General features: G+C 60.2%; 14 protein-coding genes. 12 read left to right on the top strand and 2 right to left on the bottom strand.

What is annotated here, in order from left to right:
- Window positions 1-46: 46 nt before the first annotated feature.
- The 8 genes from murJ to pgaD all read left to right on the top strand — a co-directional run bounded on the left by murJ (window position 47) and on the right by pgaD (window position 12,696).
- Window positions 47-1,639, top strand: coding sequence for a murein biosynthesis integral membrane protein MurJ (murJ, locus tag ISN74_RS06370; RefSeq protein WP_188799545.1), 1,593 nt, complete (start codon window positions 47-49; stop codon window positions 1,637-1,639).
- A 16-nt stretch (window positions 1,640-1,655) separates the two neighbouring features.
- On the top strand, window positions 1,656-2,609 hold the full coding sequence (locus ISN74_RS06375) for a bifunctional riboflavin kinase/FAD synthetase (RefSeq protein WP_188799546.1): 954 nt from the start codon (window positions 1,656-1,658) through the stop codon (window positions 2,607-2,609).
- 461 nt (window positions 2,610-3,070) lie between these two features.
- Entirely contained in the window at window positions 3,071-5,923 is a 2,853-nt protein-coding gene (ileS, locus tag ISN74_RS06380; RefSeq protein ID WP_188798466.1) for an isoleucine--tRNA ligase, read from the top strand.
- A 176-nt stretch (window positions 5,924-6,099) separates the two neighbouring features.
- Complete coding sequence (lspA, locus tag ISN74_RS06385) at window positions 6,100-6,594, top strand: signal peptidase II (protein WP_188798468.1); 495 nt, start codon at window positions 6,100-6,102, stop codon at window positions 6,592-6,594.
- 423 nt (window positions 6,595-7,017) lie between these two features.
- Complete coding sequence (locus ISN74_RS06390; protein ID WP_188798470.1) at window positions 7,018-9,132, top strand: PgaA family protein; 2,115 nt, start codon at window positions 7,018-7,020, stop codon at window positions 9,130-9,132.
- Between the two features lie 2 nt (window positions 9,133-9,134).
- On the top strand, window positions 9,135-11,009 hold the full coding sequence (pgaB, locus tag ISN74_RS06395) for a poly-beta-1,6-N-acetyl-D-glucosamine N-deacetylase PgaB (protein WP_188798472.1): 1,875 nt from the start codon (window positions 9,135-9,137) through the stop codon (window positions 11,007-11,009).
- Window positions 11,006-12,256 carry a poly-beta-1,6-N-acetyl-D-glucosamine synthase gene (gene pgaC, locus ISN74_RS06400; protein WP_188798474.1) on the top strand — a complete coding sequence of 417 codons (1,251 nt, stop codon included), beginning with the start codon at window positions 11,006-11,008 and terminating at the stop codon, window positions 12,254-12,256. The genes pgaB and pgaC overlap by 4 nt, the downstream gene beginning before the upstream one ends.
- Window positions 12,253-12,696 (top strand): poly-beta-1,6-N-acetyl-D-glucosamine biosynthesis protein PgaD, encoded by a 444-nt coding sequence (gene pgaD / locus ISN74_RS06405; protein WP_188798476.1) that lies wholly within the window; start codon window positions 12,253-12,255, stop codon window positions 12,694-12,696. Before pgaC ends, pgaD begins: the two co-directional genes overlap by 4 nt.
- A 22-nt stretch (window positions 12,697-12,718) precedes the next feature.
- On the opposite strand, the gene ISN74_RS06410 is transcribed toward pgaD, so the two are convergent.
- Window positions 12,719-14,206: a GGDEF domain-containing protein gene (locus ISN74_RS06410; protein WP_188798478.1), complete on the bottom strand. Its 1,488-nt coding sequence runs from the start codon at window positions 14,204-14,206 to the stop codon at window positions 12,719-12,721.
- Between the two features lie 211 nt (window positions 14,207-14,417).
- Window positions 14,418-15,086 carry a TetR/AcrR family transcriptional regulator gene (locus ISN74_RS06415; RefSeq protein WP_188798480.1) on the bottom strand — a complete coding sequence of 223 codons (669 nt, stop codon included), beginning with the start codon at window positions 15,084-15,086 and terminating at the stop codon, window positions 14,418-14,420.
- A 42-nt stretch (window positions 15,087-15,128) separates the two neighbouring features.
- On the opposite strand from ISN74_RS06415, the gene ISN74_RS06420 reads away from it, so the two are divergent.
- The 4 genes from ISN74_RS06420 (at window position 15,129) to ISN74_RS06435 (ending at window position 18,569) form a co-directional block, all read left to right on the top strand.
- Window positions 15,129-16,049 carry an SDR family NAD(P)-dependent oxidoreductase gene (locus ISN74_RS06420; protein WP_203546714.1) on the top strand — a complete coding sequence of 307 codons (921 nt, stop codon included), beginning with the start codon at window positions 15,129-15,131 and terminating at the stop codon, window positions 16,047-16,049.
- Between the two features lie 154 nt (window positions 16,050-16,203).
- A complete protein-coding gene (locus tag ISN74_RS06425) occupies window positions 16,204-16,845 on the top strand; it encodes a DUF6348 family protein (RefSeq protein WP_188798482.1) in 642 nt (213 codons plus the stop codon).
- 197 nt (window positions 16,846-17,042) lie between these two features.
- Window positions 17,043-17,600: a carboxymuconolactone decarboxylase family protein gene (locus tag ISN74_RS06430; RefSeq protein ID WP_188798484.1), complete on the top strand. Its 558-nt coding sequence runs from the start codon at window positions 17,043-17,045 to the stop codon at window positions 17,598-17,600.
- A 123-nt stretch (window positions 17,601-17,723) separates the two neighbouring features.
- Window positions 17,724-18,569 (top strand): helix-turn-helix domain-containing protein, encoded by an 846-nt coding sequence (locus ISN74_RS06435; protein ID WP_188798486.1) that lies wholly within the window; start codon window positions 17,724-17,726, stop codon window positions 18,567-18,569.
- Window position 18,570: the final 1 nt, after the last annotated feature.

An 18,570-nucleotide genomic window follows, 5' to 3' on the forward strand; every position in this document is an offset into this window, starting at 1 on the left:
TTGCAGGGGCTATGAAGGAATCGGGAGAAGCATGAAGTCGCCGAGCCTGTTACGCGGGCTGCTCTCGTTCAGCAGCATGACCATGGTTTCGCGCGTGCTCGGGCTGCTGCGGGATATCTCGATCAGCCATGTCTTCGGGGCCAATGTGGCGACCGACGCTTTCTGGGTCGCGTTCCGCATTCCCAACTTCATGCGCCGCATGTTTGCGGAGGGATCTTTTTCCACCGCATTCGTGCCGGTCTTTACCGAGGTGAAGGAAAAGGGCACGCACGCAGAGCTGAAGGAACTGATGGCGCGCGTATCGGGCACCTTGGGCGGTGTCTTGCTGGTGGTCACCGCGTTGTGCGTTTTGTTCGCGCCGCAGGTGGCAACGGTGTTTTCGCCGGGAGCGGTGGATCAGCCGCACAAGTTCGCGCTCACCGTCGAACTGCTTCGACTGACCTTTCCCTTTTTGCTATTCGTATCGCTGACGGCGCTTTCCGGTGGCGCGCTCAACAGCTTCCATCGGTTCGGGTTGCCGGCGCTGACGCCGGTGATTCTCAACCTCTGCATGATCGCTGGTGCGTGGTGGTTGTCGAAGCGATTGCAGACGCCGATTCTGGCGCTGGGCTGGGCAGTGTTCGCGGCAGGCATCCTGCAGGTGCTGTTCCAACTGCCGGCATTGCGCCAACTCGATCTGCTGACCAAGCCTCGCTGGGGTTGGAATCATCCGGATGTGCGCCGGATCATGCGTCAGATGGTGCCGACTTTGTTCGGTTCGTCGGTGTCACAGATCAACCTGCTGTTCGATACGGTGATCGCATCGTTGTTGATCTCCGGTTCGCAGACCTGGCTGTCGCAGGCCGACCGTTTCCTGGAGTTGCCGCTGGGTGTGTTCGGTGTGGCGCTGGGGACGGTCATCCTGCCGTCGCTCTCGCGGCATCACGTCGCCACCGATCATGAGGGTTTTTCCAGGGCGCTGGATTGGGGCCTGCGCACTACCTTGCTGATTGCCGTACCGGCGATGTTTGGTTTGATGCTGCTGGCCGAACCGCTGGTGGCTACCTTGTTTCAGAACGGCCAATTCCGGCCTTTTGATACGCGCATGGCCACGCTGTCGGTTACCGCGCTGAGCTTCGGCGTACCGGCCTACGCGATGGTGAAAGTGTTGCTGCCAGCGTTCTATGCGCGCAAGGACACGCGCACGCCGGTGCGTGCCGGTGTAGCAGCGCTGATCACCAACATGCTGCTCAACGGCCTGTTTCTGTTGGTGCTGTATGCCATGTGGGCGCCGTCTGCTTTGCGGGCTGGGCCTTTGTTGGACGGTTTGTCCAAAGTACCCGGCCTGCATCTGGCGCTGGGCATGGCCAGTGCCGTGGCGAGCTATATCAACCTGCTGTTGCTGTGGCGTTGGTTGCGGCAGGCGGATATCTACCAGCAGCAGGCGGGGTGGGGGCAGCATTGCACACGGCTGGTGCTGGCCTGTGCGGCCATGATCGTCGTATTGCTGCTGGGTCGCTGGTACTGGCCGGACTGGACGCAGATGCAAGTGATCGGCCGCGTGTGGCGCCTGGCGTTGTTGGTTGGTGCGGGCGGTGCGACGTATGTGGTCGTACTTTTCGCAACCGGCTTCCGCCTACGCGAATTGCATCATGAGTGACCGCTATACTGATGGCATGATGAAACTGTCCCGGGAAGTCGCCGGGCCGTGTCTGGCCCCCGGCGGCAGTGTGGTTGCGGTCGGTGCCTTCGACGGCTTGCATCGCGGCCATCAAGCTTTGTTGAATGAAGTGCGCGAACGGGCGCAAGCCCTCGGCTGCACGCCGATCGTGGTGAGTTTCGAGCCGCTGCCGCGTGCGTATTTTTCGAAAGAGCCGGTGCCGCGCCTCTCCAGCGTGCGCGAAAAGCTGCTCGGCTTCGCTGCGTCCGGCATGGAGCACACGTTGCTCCTGCGCTTCGACCAAGCCCTGACGGCGATGTCTGCCGAGGATTTCGTGCAGCGTGTGCTGCTCGATCGCCTCAACGTGCGCGAAGTCTGGGTCGGGGCGGATTTCCGCTTCGGCCACAAGCGCGCGGGCGACGTCGCCATGCTGGAACGCATCGGCGCCGAGCGCGGCTTTGTCGCCCACACCATGCCGGCGGTGCTGCTGGACGGTGAGCGCGTCTCCGCCAGCCGTGTACGAGCCTTGCTGGCGGCTGGCAACTTTGGCGCGGCTTCGCCCTTGCTGGGCCGTCCCTTCGTGATCGAAGGCAAGGTGGAATACGGCAATCAGCTTGGCCGTACCCTGGGTTTCCCTACCGCCAATATCCATTTGCGTGAGCGGGTTACGCCCGTCCACGGCATTTTCGCCGTGCGAGTGGGACTGGGCGAGGGTGCCTGCAGCTGGCCGGGCGTGGCCAGTCTGGGTACGCGGCCGACCGTCAACGAGGTGGCTGAACCGCTACTCGAAGTACACCTGTTCGACTTCGAAGGGGATCTGTACGGCCAGCGCATGGCGGTGGAGTTCGTAGCCAAGCTGCGTGACGAGATGAAATTCGACGAATTGGACGCATTAAAGGCTCAAATGAGTCATGATGCGCATTCGGCCCGGGAGATCCTGGGCATGAACCCTGTACTGATCGGCGACTAAGGCCATGAACCTGCCATTGTCCATGCCAGCCACGCGTACCACGCCCCCAACAGCGGCCGTGGCGATCATTATTATTTGAAGCACCCGCCGAAGCGCGTGCGTTAGGGGTGACCTGAGCGCGCATTCGTGGTTGTCATGACTTCTGAAAGCGCCGCGGGGTGTGTCGCGTGGCGCCGGGAAGACTGGGGGTCTTTCCAAGCCATGGGGCGCAGCCCGCGGCGCTTTCAGAAGTCACCCGAGGGGCCGGCTCTGTTTGCCCGCAGATCACAGGGGCATCGGTTCGACAGACAGCCAGTCTGCCTTCACCGATCCCCCTGTGATCTGCGTGCAAACAGAGCCGGTGCCGACCACGAATGCGCGCTCAGGTCACCCATGACCGCCGCGCGCGGCAAGCAGTAGCACGAGGCTTCGGTAGCCCTCCAGGCATCGAAGCGGGACCACCGTAAATACGGCACCGAGCGATGACCCAGGACTACAAGAGCACCATCAACCTTCCCCAGACTACCTTCCCGATGCGCGGCGACCTGCCCAAGCGCGAGCCGGGCTGGCTGGCCGAATGGGAAAAGGTACGGCGTTACCACCAGATCCAGGCCAAGACCGCCAGCCGGCCCATGTTCGTGCTGCACGACGGCCCGCCTTATGCGAACGGTGCCATCCACCTCGGCCACGCGATCAACAAGATCCTCAAGGACGTGGTGGTGAAGTCCAAGCTGCTGGCCGGCTATCACGCACCTTACGTGCCGGGCTGGGATTGCCACGGCATGCCGATCGAGATCCAGATCGAAAAGCAGTTTGGCAAAAACCTGCCCACCAACGAGGTGATGAGCAAGGCACGCGCCTATGCCAGCGAGCAGATCGAGAAGCAGAAGGGTGACTTCAAGCGCCTGGGTGTGCTGGGTGAATGGGATCGTCCTTACCTCACCATGGCACCGCAGAATGAAGCGGGCGAAATCCGCGCGCTGGCCGAACTGCTGCGCAAGGGTTACATCTACCGCGGCCTGAAGCCGGTCAACTGGTGCTTCGATTGCGGTTCGGCCTTGGCCGAAGCGGAAGTGGAGTACGAAGACAAAACCGACATCGCCATCGACGTCGGCTTTGCGTTCGACGACCCCGATGCCGTTGCCAAGGCGTTCGGACTGGAAAAGCTGCCCAAGCCCAGTGGCCAGATCGTGATCTGGACCACCACGCCGTGGACGATTCCCGCCAACCAGGCGCTCAACCTGCATCTGGAATTCAGCTACAGCCTGGTCGATACGGCCAAGGGCCTGCTGATTCTTGCCACCGAGCGCGTCGAGGAATGCCTCAAGACCTATGGTCTGGAAGGGCAGATCGTGGCTTCCGTGCCGGGGCAGGCGCTGGGTGACCTCAAATTCCGCCATCCGCTGTACGCGGTGGATCCGGGCTATGCGCGTCTTTCGCCGATCTACTTCGGCGACTACGTGACGCTCGATACCGGTACCGGCATCGTGCACTCCGCGCCCGCTTACGGCGTGGAAGACTTCCAGTCGTGCAAGGCGCACGGCATGAAGGACGCTGACATCCTCGCTCCGGTGATGGGCAATGGTGTCTACGCATCCTGGCTGCCGTTGTTCGGTGGCATGTTCCTGTGGAAGGCCAATCCCAAGATCGTCGAAGCGCTGGATCAAGCCGGCTCGCTGCTGCACCAGAACAAGTACGCGCACAGCTACATGCATTGCTGGCGGCACAAGACGCCGATCATCTATCGCGCCACGTCGCAGTGGTTCGCGGGCATGGACATCACGCCGAAGGATGGCGGCAAGACACTGCGCGAAACTGCGCTGGAAGGCGTGGAAGCCACTCAGTTCTTCCCGGCCTGGGGCAAGCAGCGCCTGCACAGCATGATCGCCGAACGTCCCGACTGGACACTGTCGCGCCAGCGCCAATGGGGCGTGCCCATGGCGTTCTTCGTGCATCGCGAAACAGGCGAACTGCATCCGCGCACGCCAGAGCTGCTGGAAGACGTTGCAAAGCGCGTTGAGCAGCATGGCATCGAAGCGTGGCAAAACCTCGACCCGGCCGAACTTCTCGGTGCGGATGCCGAGCACTACGAAAAGAATCGTGACACGCTGGACGTATGGTTCGACTCCGGCACCACGCACTGGCATGTGCTGCGTGGCTCGCATGCCGATGTGCTGCGTTTCCCGGCGGATCTTTACCTGGAAGGTTCGGACCAGCATCGCGGCTGGTTCCATTCCTCGCTGCTCACCGCCGCGATGCTTGATGGCAAGCCGCCGTACAAGCAACTGCTGACGCACGGCTTCAGCGTCGATGCGCAGGGCCGCAAGATGTCCAAGTCACTGGGCAACGGTATCGAGCCGCAGGACATCATGAACCGGATGGGCGCGGACATCCTGCGCCTGTGGGTGGCGTCGACCGATTATCGCTACGAGATGTCCTTGTCGGAGGAAATCCTCAAGCGCGTGTCGGACATGTATCGCCGCATCCGCAACACCGCACGTTTCCTGCTCGGCAATCTGGATGGCTTTGATCCGACCAGGCTGTTGCCGGTTGAACAGAGCCTGTTGCTCGATCAGTGGGCGATAGGCCAGGCCTACGAACTGCAGCAGGCTGTGGTGGCCGCTTATGATCGCTACGACTTCCCGGAGATCGTCCAGCGCGTACAGAACTTCTGCACCAACGAAATGGGTGCGTTGTACCTGGACATCACCAAGGACCGCCTCTACACGATGCCGACCGAAAGCCTCGGCCGACGCAGTGCGCAGAGTGCGATGTACCGCATTCTGGAAGCGCTGGTGCGTTGGTTGGCGCCGGTGTTGTCTTTCACCGCAGAAGAAATCTGGCAGCACATGCCGGGCGAGCGTAGCGAAAGCGTGCTGTTCGAAACCTGGTACGACGGTCTGGTGAACACGCAAGCTTCGCCGGAACAGCGCCGCTATTGGGCCGATCTGCTGTCGATCCGCGACACCGCTTCACGTGTGCTCGAAGACATGCGCAAAGCCGAGAAAATCGGTGCCGCGCTGGAAGCCAAACTGGTACTGCATGCCGATCCCGCGACCACGGCGCGCTATGCACAGACTGCCGATGAGCTGCGCTTCTTCTTCATCACTTCCGACCTGAGCTTTGCACCGTTGCAAGCGCGTCCGGCCGATGCGACAGCGTTGCCGCTGCAAGGCGGCGAGGTGCATGTCGCTGCCAGCGTGAGCGAAGCAGCCAAGTGCATCCGCTGCTGGCATCGCCGCGAAGACGTGGGCAGCAACCCTGCGCACCCGGACATCTGTAGCCGCTGCGTAAGCAACGTGGAAGGACCGGGCGAAGATCGCCGCTGGTTCTAGCCTTGAGCTAAAACCCTCTCTCCTTTGGGGAGAGGGTAGGGTGAGGGGCCGAGGTTGGCCTTGAACTGCAACCAGAGCCTCGCTTTGATACACACCGCTGCAAGATTGTTCCCTCACCCCAGCCCTCTCCCCGGAAGGGAGAGGGAGTTGGCCTTTCTAAACGTTTGAGTACGCTGATGCACCCCAAACCCAACGCACTCCCATGGCTACTGCTTTCCGCGCTATGGATCGCCCTCGACCAGCTCACCAAATGGTGGGCGGTGACCGCGCTGCAGCCGGCGGGCATGCCGTATCCGGTGATTCCGGGCTTCCTCAACTGGACACTGGCGTTCAATCCCGGCGCGGCGTTCAGCTTCCTGGCCCAAAACGGCGGCTGGCAGCGTTGGTTTTTCGTGCTGCTGGCGTTGGTGATCAGCAGCGCGCTGGTGGTGTGGCTAACGCGCACGGCACGCCGTGCATGGCGCACGGCATTGCCGTTGGCCTTGGTCATTGGCGGGGCGCTAGGCAATCTGATTGATCGCTTGCATGCCTCGCAGGTCACCGATTTCATCCAGGTCTACTACCGCGATTGGTATTACCCGACCTTCAACGTGGCTGATTGCGGTATCACCGTGGGCGCAGTGTTGTTGATTCTGTTCGGTCTGCGTCCCCCTGCGCACAAAGTGCATTGAGCGCGGGATGGTGGTTGTGAATACAAAGGGCCTGCTAAATGCAGGCCCTTTGCTTTTGCAGGAGGCGCGATGACAGGCCCTCGCCCAGCTCGATCGGGCTGCCGTGCGGTGGCAATTGTTATCACGGCTTAGCGATTGAACGTTTTGGGGCGGAATCGGACGCGGGTGGGCCATCCGTCGCCTTATCAGCGGCGTCCTTAGGCAGCCAATCGCGTGCGGACGAGGGTCGGAAAGAGGCTTGATACAGCCCTCCGGGCCGCCGGGCGGGCTTTCCCATTTGAGGTCGAGTCGAGATACCATGAAAATGTGAACTACGTCACACAATGGCGCGGTTCCTGCTTGGCTAAAAACAAAGGCAAGGTCGGGTCAGTCGGGGGCTGAGCCGAACCGGTACACCTCAAAACGGAACGGGGGAAAACTCCAGTGTCTTCATGCACGGCTGATGCAGGCGTTCGCGCGCGCGTCGAACGCCCAGCGGAAAAGCGCGGCCTGCGCTTACGTCGCACGGCCATCGCTTTGCTGGTGATGTTCACGCTCTACGGCACCGTGGACACCGTCTGTGCGCAAACGACGATGCAGGCGACGACAGACGCCGCAAGTCTGCTGGCTCAGGCGCGCGCTGCGCGAGCAGCCGGCAAGCGTGTGGAAGCGCTGGCGTATTGCCAGGAGGTATTGGCGCGCTGGCCGGACAATCTCGATGCGCGCCAGCTCAATGTTGCGCTGCTGTCTGAATTGGGCGCTTCGGCGCGCGCGAGGGAACTTGGCGCGGCGCTTCCCTCCCAGAGTCTCGCCGAACGCTACGGCCAGATCGCCGATTACGACGCGCATCAGGCGCGCTGGGCACGCGGTGAGCCGGCTGACGCGCACCATCCTTACGCCGAGGCCGACAAGGCTGCCGCCGCGATCGAACAACTGGCGAACGACCCCGCAGCACCCGCAGACATACGGCTGCGCGCACGCCTGGACTTGCTCGCCGTGCTGGATCAGGACGATCGAGCCGATGAGGTATTGGCCGACTACGCGTCACTGAAACAACAAGGCGTGTCACTGCCACCCTATGCCGAACAGGCGGTGGCTGACGCGATGATGCAAAAGCACGACGCTCGCGATGCGATTCCCTTGTACGAAGACAGCATTCGCCGCGATCCCGGTCCTTACGATCCGAGCGAAGTCGATCCGCGTATAGGCCTGGCATATGCGTACCAGGAAGCGGGTCGCTCGCACGATGCGCTATCGACCATTCACCAGCTAGCCGATAACGAAGCGCGCTGGCTGCATCTACGGAATGTGCGCGGCAATACGCAGAACCAGCCCAAGGTAGATGCTGACAGCAATGCGGCCATGATCGACATGGACGAGGGCTTGCTCAAAAAGGGCTACGAGCCGCTTGCCGCGATGAGTGCGGAAGCACCGGGTAATGCCGACCTTCGCCGCGATCTGGCGATGGCCGAACTGGCACGCGGCTGGCCACGCCGCGCCTTGCAGACTCTGCAGATCGCCGACACGCTGGATGAGCGCGACGCCAACGCGGACCTTGATGCCGCCGCCGCTCATCAAGCCTTGTACGACTACGCAGCGGTGGAATCCAATCTCGCGCAGGCGCAGCAGGAAGCCGGCCGCAGCGGACGTGTGCAGGATGCACTGGACGCGTGGGATCGCACGCGCGGCTGGCAGTTCGATCTCACGCATGACAATGGCTGGGGCAACAGTCCCGACTACGGTGATCGCGACGAAGAAACCCAGGCGACGCTGGCGAGCCCGCTGATCGATGATCATTGGCGTGTACTTGCCTTGGCGCAGTACGCCACGGCTTCCTTGCCGGAAGGTCCGGTAGTGCGCGAACGTGCAGGTCTTGGGTTGGAAGGCTATCTGCACGGACTGCAGTTCTATCTGGAAGCGTTGCCGTCGGCTGATCGCTTTGTGAAGCGTACGGACGTGGCCGCCGGCTTCAACTGGGCCATCAACGATCAATGGTCGTGGTCCACCGACTGGAGCAGCGCCAGCAACGATGTGCCATTGCGTGCGCAGTACTATGGCATCACCGGCAATTCAATCAGTACGGCTGTGCAATGGCGTGCCAGCGAACTGACCTCGGCACGCTTGGCGCTTTATCACGATCGTTTCAGCGACGGCAATCTGCGCGAAGGTTGGCTGGCGGATGTTGTGCAGCGCCTGCACACCGCGCCGAATCTCACTCTTGATGGCGGTGTGGAAATCGGCGGTTCGCATAACAGCGAAGACGATCGCCCGTATTTCAACCCGCGCGACGATCACTCCTACGCGGTCACCGGCGCGTTGCAAAACCTGCTCAGCCAGTACGAGGACCGTAGCTGGACCGAGCGCATCGACGTCGCTGTCGGCGGATACCAGGAACTCAACTACGGCACAGGCCTGATGGTCAGCGCGCGCTACGGACAGATCTTCCAGCCGCAGGCTGGCCTGCGTTTCGGATGGGGACTGAGCTGGCATTACCAGCCGTACGACGGCCGGCATGAGTCGCGCGTCGTGCTCGACCTGACCGTGCATTGGGGAGAGTGACGATGCGCCGATTCCTTCTCACCCTTGTATTGATGCTGATGACGGGTCTTGTGCAAGCCGCTGTGCTTACGCCGGCGAAACCCGACTTTATCGTGCTCACTTATCACGACGTTCGCGACGACGTCGGCGCGCAGGGCGATCACGATCCGGATGCGATCAACACCGACCACCTGATTGCGCATTTCGACTGGCTCAAGGCCAATGGCTATCGCGTGGTGAGCCTGGAACAGGTGGTGCGGGCTTCGCACGGTGGTCCGGCCTTGCCTGAGCACGCCGTATTGCTCACCTTCGATGACGGCCTGGAATCGTTTTACACGCGTGTCTATCCCTTGCTGCGCGCGTACGACTATCCGGCGGTGTCGGCGCTGGTCGGCTCATGGATCGACATGCCCGCAGGCCAGCAGATGGCCTACAACGGAGCGCAATGCACGCGCGACTGCTTTATGACCTGGGATCAGATTCGCGAGATCCAGAAGTCCGGTCTGGTGGAATTTGCCTCGCATACCTGGCAGTTGCATATGGGCATTCCCGGCAATCCGCAGAACAACCAGATGCCGTCAGTGACCACGCTGCGCTACGACATGGCCAGCCACAGCTATGAAAGTGATGAGGCCTACCTCGAGCGTCTGCGTGTCGACTTGCGCCACAGTTCCGATGAAATTGCGAAGGAAACCGGTCATCGCCCGCGCGCCATCGTCTGGCCTTACGGCTCCTACAACAAGATCGCCGTGCAGATCGCCGCCAGCGAGGGTCTGGACGTGTCCTTCAGCCTGGACGACAAGCTGCCAGACGTGCAGGTCGACAGTACGATTCCGCGCCTGCTGATCAGCGGCAACATCAACGCCAATCGCCTGGGCTGGCTGATTCGCCATCAGCAGCGCATCGATCCGGTGCGGGCCGTGCAAGTGGATCTGGACTATGTCTACGATCCCGATCCGGCGCAGCAGGAACGCAATCTCTCCGTGCTGCTCGATCGCATCAAGAGAATGCAGCCAAGCCAGGTGTGGCTGCAGGCGTATGCCGATCCGAAGGGCGACGGTGTGGCAGAGGCCGTGTACTTCCCGAACCGCCATCTGCCCATGCGCGCGGACTTGTTTTCACGTGTAGCGTGGCAACTGCGTACACGCGCTGGCGTTCGCGTGTATGCGTGGATGCCGGTGCTTGCCTTCCGTTTTCCCGATGCGCCAAACCTGCCATCGCTGGCAGGCGAACCGAAGCCCGGCGGGGATCACTATCGCCTCGCGCCGTGGGATCCAAAAGTCGAGCAGTGGATCGGTGATGTCTACGAAGACCTCGCCATGCATGCAGACGAAGCAGGCCTGCTGTTCTCCGATGATGCCTATCTGCGTGATACCGACAACCTCGGTCCATGGTCAAACAGGAATCCGGCGCAGCGGACTGCAGCGCTGATCGGCTTTACCCATGCACTGACTGACCGCGTACGCCGCTGGCGACCGCTGGTGAAAACGGTGCGCAACATCTACACCCGGCCGATCTTCGATCCTGCGGCAGAGGCGTGGTTTGCGCAAAGCCTGCCTGCTTTCCTGGCCGGCTACGACATGACAGCGATCATGGCGATGCCGCAATTGGACAAGCAGCGCGATACCGCGTCCTGGTATCGCGACTTGGTGGCGCGTGTAAAGGCGATTCCCGACGCGTTGAATCACACGTTGTTCGAACTGGCCTCGCACGATTGGCGCAGCGATCAACCTATCAGTGAAGCGAAGATGGGATCTCGCATCAGGTTGCTGCAGACAGAAGGTGTGCGTCATCTGGCTTACTACCCGGATGATTTCATCAAGAACCAGCCGCGGCTGGAAATCATTCGGCCGTCGATTTCGATTGCCGATTACCCCTATCCGGAGCCATCACGATGAACGGTGGCATCATTCACGTCCTGCTCGAATTTGCCTTTTTCTATCCCCTGGCGATGTCACTGCTGTGGATGAGCGGAGGCCTGCTTTATTTCCTGCGTTGGGAGCGCAAGGAGCCAGCGCGCGCCAAGCCACCTGCGCTGGCCTCCTATCCGATGGTGTCGTTGATCGTGCCGTGCCACAACGAAGGCGAGCAGGTGCGCGAGACCATTGCGCAGTTGTCCGAACAGTCCTGGCCGGATTTCGAGATCATCGCAGTGAACGACGGCTCTACCGACGATACCGGCGAGAAGCTCGATCAATTGATGAACGAGTATCCGCAGCTTCGCGTGATCCATTTGTCGAGCAATCAAGGCAAGGCGATGGGCTTGCGCACTGCCACGCTGGCGGCCAAAGGCGACTATCTGGTCTGCGTGGATGGCGACGCCATGCTTGACCGCTATGCCACGCATTGGCTGATGACGCATCTGTTGTCCAGTGCGCGCGTGGGCGCCGTGACTGGCAATCCACGCATCCGCAACCGCTCAACCTTGCTTGGCAAGCTTCAGGTCGGTGAGTTTTCCTCGATCATCGGCTTGATCAAGCGCGCGCAGCGAGTCTACGGACGCATCTTCACCGTATCCGGTGTGATCGCCGCGTTCCGCAAAGTTGCCTTGCACGACGTTGGCTACTGGAACACGGACATGGTCACGGAAGACATCGACGTCAGTTGGCGCTTGCAGATGCGTCACTGGGAAATCCGTTACGAGCCCAATGCGCTGTGCTGGATTCTCATGCCTGAAACCTTGCGTGGTCTGTGGAAACAGCGCCTGCGCTGGGCACAAGGCGGATCGGAAGTGTTGTTGCGTTACTGGTCCAAGCTGTTGCACTGGCGTCAGCGGCGCATGTGGATGGTCGCAGCCGAGTACGTCGTCAGCCTGATCTGGTCGTATGACATGGTCGCGATGGTCATGCTTTGGCTGCTGGGACTCATCATCACCTTGCCACCGTCGCTGCATGTGCCGACCTTGCTGCCGCAGTGGAACGGTGTGGTGCTTGGCATCGTCTGCATGCTGCAGTTTCTGATCAGTTTGCTGATCGATCGACGCTATGAAAAGCGCATCGGCCGCAATTACTACTGGATGATCTGGTATCCGATTGCCTATTGGATGCTGACCACCGCCACGTCCGTGGTGGCATTGCCAAGAGCCGTCATCAAGCGGCGTGGCACCCGTGCTGTATGGACCAGTCCTGATCGAGGTGTGAGATGAAAGCCGATCCCATTATCAACCATCCCGAGTACCAGAAGCCGTTTCAGCGTGCACTCTTTACTGTCATCACGATGGTGGCGTGGACCTTGTGGATCTCGTTGTGGCTGCCGCTGATTACCCTGATCGCCTGGCTGCTTGGCCTGCAGGATGTGTATGTCAAGCTGGGGCTGAATCATCCCTTCCGGGCGGCCAACGATTTCGGTCAGGTGTTGCAGGTGGCCGTTATCGCTGCGCTGTCGCTGGGAAGCTGGGCGTTTTACAACCGCATGCGCTTTGCGGGTAAGCAAAAGCGTCGCGCCAATCGATTCGTTGATATTGCCGAAATGGCCCCGGCGCTCGATGCCTCGGTAAGGACAGCACAGCATCTGCGTGCAAGCCGCCGCTCCGTAGTTCACTTCAGCGATACGGGAGGTCTGTTTCTGAGGCAGGAAGAATCGTGAGCCAAGTGTCGCGAGTGCATGTTCATGCGACCCACTCCGCGCGATTGCGGCCGTTGCGTTTGGCTGTGTAAAGCGCGTGGTCGGCGGTCTGGACCAACGCATCCGGTGCCATATCGTTGGTGGGCACGATGCTTGTGGCGCCGATGCTCACCGTGAGATAGCGGGTAGGGCTGTCCTCATGGCGCAGCTGTAGCTCGCTGACCTGCTTGCATAGTCGGGCCGCGACTTCCTGCGCCCCCTTGGCACGTGTGTTTGGTAAGACCAGCACGAACTCCTCGCCGCCGTAGCGGGCAAGCATGTCTGCCGGTCGCCGCAAGGCTTGCTGCAGCAACCTGGCGACCTCGCGCAAACAGGCGTCACCGGCCAGATGCCCGTAGCGGTCGTTGTATTGCTTGAACAGATCGATATCCACCAGCAGCAGCGAAATGACCTGCTGGCTGCGCAATGCCTGGCGCCACTCTCTGTCCATCGCTTCTTCAAAAGCGCGCCGGTTGGGAACGCCGGTAAGACTGTCACGCATGGCCATTTCGGCGAACCTGGTGCGGTCCTGGCGCAGTTGATCCTGGGTTTTGATCTGATTGACCTGGCTCAGGATGCTGCGCAGACCGTAACCAAGCACGGCAATCATCACGCCAGCCACACCAAGCCCGAAGTGCTGCCGGAGCAACAGCAACGCGAGCAACAGTACCGCGAGTGCCAGCAGCAGCGGACTGCCACTGCGAACAAAGCGCACGAGCCCGATGGGTGGATCGAGCGTTTGCGAGATTCGCGTTGACCCGGTCGATGCCAGCACCATGAAAACCAGGAAGGGCACATCGACAATCAGGTCGTAGAGGCTACCGATATCAGGCGCGACGTCCAACGCGACGTGATGGTTGTAATAAGCCGCAATCACGGCATAAAGACAAGAGAAGACGGCCAGCACGCCAAAAAAGTAGCGTCGCTCCAACGTATCCGCGGCCATGAAACGGATGATCGTCGTGGCCGCAAGAAAACCATTCTCCAGATCGAACATGTCGGCAATCATATGCGCGGCGATCGGATTGGAGGCGCCTTCCAGGCTTATCCACGAAAACATCAGCACGAAATAGAGATAGCCAAGGGTAAGCGTCAGCACCGCGTCGATCATGCGTTGCATGACGCTGGTTTCCACGCCCACCGTGGCAACGGCATAGAAAATCGGCACACCATAAAGCACGTAAAACAGCATGCTTCCGCCGGGTGCCACATTATTGTTGGCGAGAAACAGATCCTCGCGAAGGCTGACGATCATGCCGCATGTCCAGAGCAGCATGCTGGCAGCCACCAGGCTCCAGCCACGCGTGGGCGCCAAACCCGTCATCCACCCACGCCGCAGGGCCGCCGCAAACGCCAGCACCGGCGCCGCAATCAAGAACAGGTACGACATCACCATGGCATGCGCGGGCGCAAGCAGGAACGACGCTGCGTGCAGGCACACAAACGTGATTGCAAACAGCACCATCATCGGGGCGGCGATACCCTTGCTCATGCAGGGATACCTTAATACATGTCCCGAGGGAGGGATGCATGGTGGCGTTCCCGGGCTGGAGGCGTAATGAGGTTACAGACGGCTTGCCGTTACCCGACTGGCGTCGTTCCTCAGCCACACCTCGCCGTCATCCCAGCGAAAGCTGGGATCCAGTGCCTTCGATGTGACAAAGTTGCTGGGATGATGCCAAGGCCCACTAGGGCAACATTCCTCAACGTGAGGCGCGATTCGTCACCCCAAACCCAAGCAACAGGTTTTCAAGGATGCTTGCCAGCCGCGGCGTGATATCGGCGACGACGTGACTGAGGCGTGGATCGCTCTGGTAGAGCGGCAAAACCTCGGGTGCTGGCGTCGCCATTTGCCACAGCGCACCGGCCATGCTGGTTGCGGTGGTCACGGTATCGATGGCCTGGCGCTGCGTCAGCGAAGCGCACTCTTGCAACTGGGTAGCGATCGCATAGGCCGAATCAAGCGCGGCGAACTTGAAAGTGCGTACCGCATCCAGTGACACGTGACGCTCAAGGCTCAGCGCTGCGTGCGCCAAGAGATCGCAGAAAAAGGGGCGGTTGCCGAGCGATTTGGCCAGCGCGGATGCGACGGATTTCGGCGACATGTCGCCTGACCGTTTAACGCGCTTGGTCACGTCCTCGGCCCACGCCTGCCAAGCCGATGCAGTGAGGATGAGAAAGATCTGCTCGCGCGTTTCGAAGTAGCGAAGCATGGCCGACTTATGCATGCCGACGGCCTCGGCGATGTCGGTCAGCGATACGTTGCCCACGCCGTGCTCGGTGCCGAGCGCCCGGGCAGCCTCAAGGATCTCGTTCAGGCGTAATTGCTTCGCTTCGTGGCTGCGTGCGCGCTGGAAAGTCGATGTCGTCATGGGGTCATTTTAACAAAACTTCGTTGTGTTAACTTCGGGATTGTGCTGAAATGCCTTATCGGCAAGAAGTTTTCAACTCTGGAAGGCATCCTGATTATGAGTTCCCAAGTCTGGTTCATTACGGGTTCTTCCCGTGGTTTCGGCCATGCGTTGGCAACCGCAGCGCTGGAGGCAGGCGATTCCGTCGTCGCCACCGCCCGCCGGCCCGAGCAGCTTGCCGAGCTGGTTAAACAATATGGTGAAAGAGTGCTCCCGGTCGCCCTCGACGTCACCGATCCCGCCGCGGCGACCGCAGCCATTCAGGTAGCTGTCAACCGCTTTGGTCGACTTGATGTAGTGGTTAACAACGCAGGTTATGCCAATGTCTCTCCGGTAGAAACGACGAGCGAAGAAGACTTCCGCGCGCAGTTCGAGACCAACTTCTGGGGTGTCTACAACGTCTCGAAGGCAGCTTTGCCCATTCTGCGTGCGCAGGGGCACGGCATCGTCGTGCAATTCTCATCGGTCGGCGGACGGGTAGGTAGTACGCCCGGCCTCGGCTCCTATCAGGCCGCGAAATTTGCGGTCGATGGCTTTACCCGCGTACTGCAGTCGGAAACGGCGCCGTTTGGTATCAAATACCTGGTGGTCGAACCGGGCGGATTCGCCACCGATTGGGCAGGATCGTCGATGAAGATCCCTGACATGCCAGCGGAGTACGACCAGACCGTGGGCGCGCTTGTACGTATTCTGGCTTCCGGAGTTGCGTTGGCCGGCGATCCGAAGCGTGCCGGCGAAATCCTTGTCCGAGTGGTCAAGCACCATCCCTTGCCCACCCATCTGCTGCTCGGGGCCGGTGCCGTCAAGATGGCGCAGGAATACGCCAGGCATCAGATTGCCGAAGCGGCTGCGTGGGAGCAGGTCAGCACTTCCGCCAACTTCGATGAATCGTATCCCGTTGACCTTCCTGCTGGTGACGCATAACGGTCGCGTTCGGCGTACGAATCACGACGGTCGAAATCGTCGGAGGCAGGTGCGGGAAATAACCTTCAACGTACAACCCGATTCCCGCAGACGGGCTGGGAGCAGCTACGCATTTGTGAGAGGCTATCGTAGCTGATCGCCCAGGAGTTATCCGATGAACGGCAACGCCGTGCAAACTGACTTGCTTCGCCTGTTCGAGCGCCACGACGTGGAGCTGGAATTAGATGAAGATTGGCTGGTAACGGATGGCGATTTTCCCGCCGTGCGTACCCGTTGGCATGAGGGCGAAGAAGGTGCGCCGGGTCGGCTGGATGTTGATGTGGTGATCAGCGAAGAGCGCCACATCGAGGAAAGTTTTGCCGGCTACGGACGAGGTGACGCCGGCGCGCGCGATGCGCTGAAAGCGTTCGAACGCGACGTCTTGTACGTACTGCTGGCCGCATGCTGGTACGTGACCGATGACCGACGCATTCAATTGCAAAGCTGGGATCTGGGCATGCGAAGCTGGGATGTCTTCGTGGGGCCGCTCACGTTCAGTCGTGATGATGTGGCGGCGCCGGAAGGTTTGTTGTCCGGCTTGCACGATGCCCTGCGCAACGAATCATTGAGTGGCGAATTGCACTGGGTCCGCTTATTCCGCCGCGAGGCCGATGATGGCTCGGTGGTTGCCGAAGCGTTGCTCGATAATCAGCCATGGCCAGGTGGCGACCGTCTGCTGAGCCAGTTGAAGTGGCCGTCAACAGGGATGGGATACAGTGCGCGTTGCTTTATTGCGCTGGATATTCGTGATTACTGAAGTGACGCATTTACGTCGAGCTTCGTGAGTCGGAAGCACACTTCAAGTCCGGATTCCTCCACATTGCGGTCAATCCTGCAGCCTCTTCTTCATGAGGTGAGTTGATTACCTTTCAGGTAATTGGTTTGTTGAACTCGTATGAATAAGGTGTCTACACCGGCATCGATTCCGATGCGCCAATTCAGAGAGAACAAACCATGTCAGCTTTTCCTATCCATACCATCGAATCCGCGCCTGAACAGTCCAAATCGTCTCTTGAGGCGCTGCAGAGCGCGTTTGGCATCCTCCCGAATATTTTGGGTGGGATCGCCACGTCCCCGGTGCTGATCAGCAGCCTGGTTGGACTCTTCGGCAAAGTCCACGGCGGCAGCTTTTCCGAGGAACAGGTTCAAATCGTCCTGCTTACCAATGCCGTCACCAATGCGTCCTCGTGGGCCGTGGCATTCCATTCCTTCCTGGCCGTGAAAGAAGGTGTGGACGCTGCGGATGTCGATGCCATTCGCGAACGCAGGACTCCTCGGAATGCGAAGAACGCCGCCTTGTCAACGCTCGCACGGACGCTTATCGAAAAGCGCGGGCATCTCAATGATCACGATGCGTCGGCATTCCTCAATGCTGGTTTCGGCAAGGATCACCTGTTGGAGGTAATCGCTATCGTCGCCGCCTCCACGATCACCAACTACTCCGGCAATGTCACCCATCCGCCGCTGGAGGACGCTTTTCAGTCGTATCGTTGGCAGGCACCAGCGGCCTGAGCCTTTGGCTGCTCATCACAGAGGGGCTGCTTTCACCGGCGGCCTCTCAGGGCAGTTGATCTTCGGAGCAGCAATAGGCAAGCATCGTCACTATCGCAGGCTCCACGCGTTAGGGAGATTCACATGGGCACTGTTCGTACGAGCCAGAAACATCCCTCTGATGATTTGGGACTCCTGCTGCGTCACTGGCGGGAGGTGCGTGGTACCAGCCAACTTGGATTGTCGCTTGATGCCGGCGTTTCACAACGACACTTGAGCTTTATTGAAAGCGGTCGAAGCGCGCCAAGCCGTCAAGTATTGACCAGTATCGTGCAGTCGCTGGATGTTCCCCTGCGAGAGCGAAACGCTGTTTTTCTCGCTGCCGGCTACGCGCCGGTCTATTCGGAAACGCCCTGGAATGCGAAGGAGATGCAGGGCATCACTCGTGCGCTTGACCGTATGCTTCGCCAGCACGATCCATTTCCCGCCATGGTCATGGACCGCTATTGGAACGTGCTGACTGCCAACGAGTCATCGCCGCGTTTTTTCGGGTCGTTTATCGACATGGCGGCGCGCCATGGGCCGCGCAATATGCTGCATCTCATCTTTGATCCCGATGGTATGCGGCCATTCGTTGTGGATTGGGAAACAGTAGCCAGAAGCCTCGTCCAGCGCGTCTATCGCGAAACGGTTGGGCGCGTTCTTGACGAACAAACGCGCAGTTTGCTCGATGAATTGTTTGCTTACCCTGGCGTTGATCCATCTTGGCGACTGCATGGATCAGTCGGATCTGCTCCAAATCTTCCCATGATTCCCCTTGGGTTTAATAAAGACGGCAAGATCCTGAGCTATTTTTCGATGGTGACCAGTGTCGGAGCGCCACAGAGTGTCGCAGCGCAAGAGCTTCGTATTGAGTCCCTGTTCCCCGCGGATGAGGAGACAGAGGTGTTCCATGCAAAGTGGATGTCGAGCAGTCAGAAACAGGACTGAA

Source organism: Dyella caseinilytica, assembly GCF_016865235.1.
GTDB classification, from domain to species: domain Bacteria; phylum Pseudomonadota; class Gammaproteobacteria; order Xanthomonadales; family Rhodanobacteraceae; genus Dyella_B; species Dyella_B caseinilytica.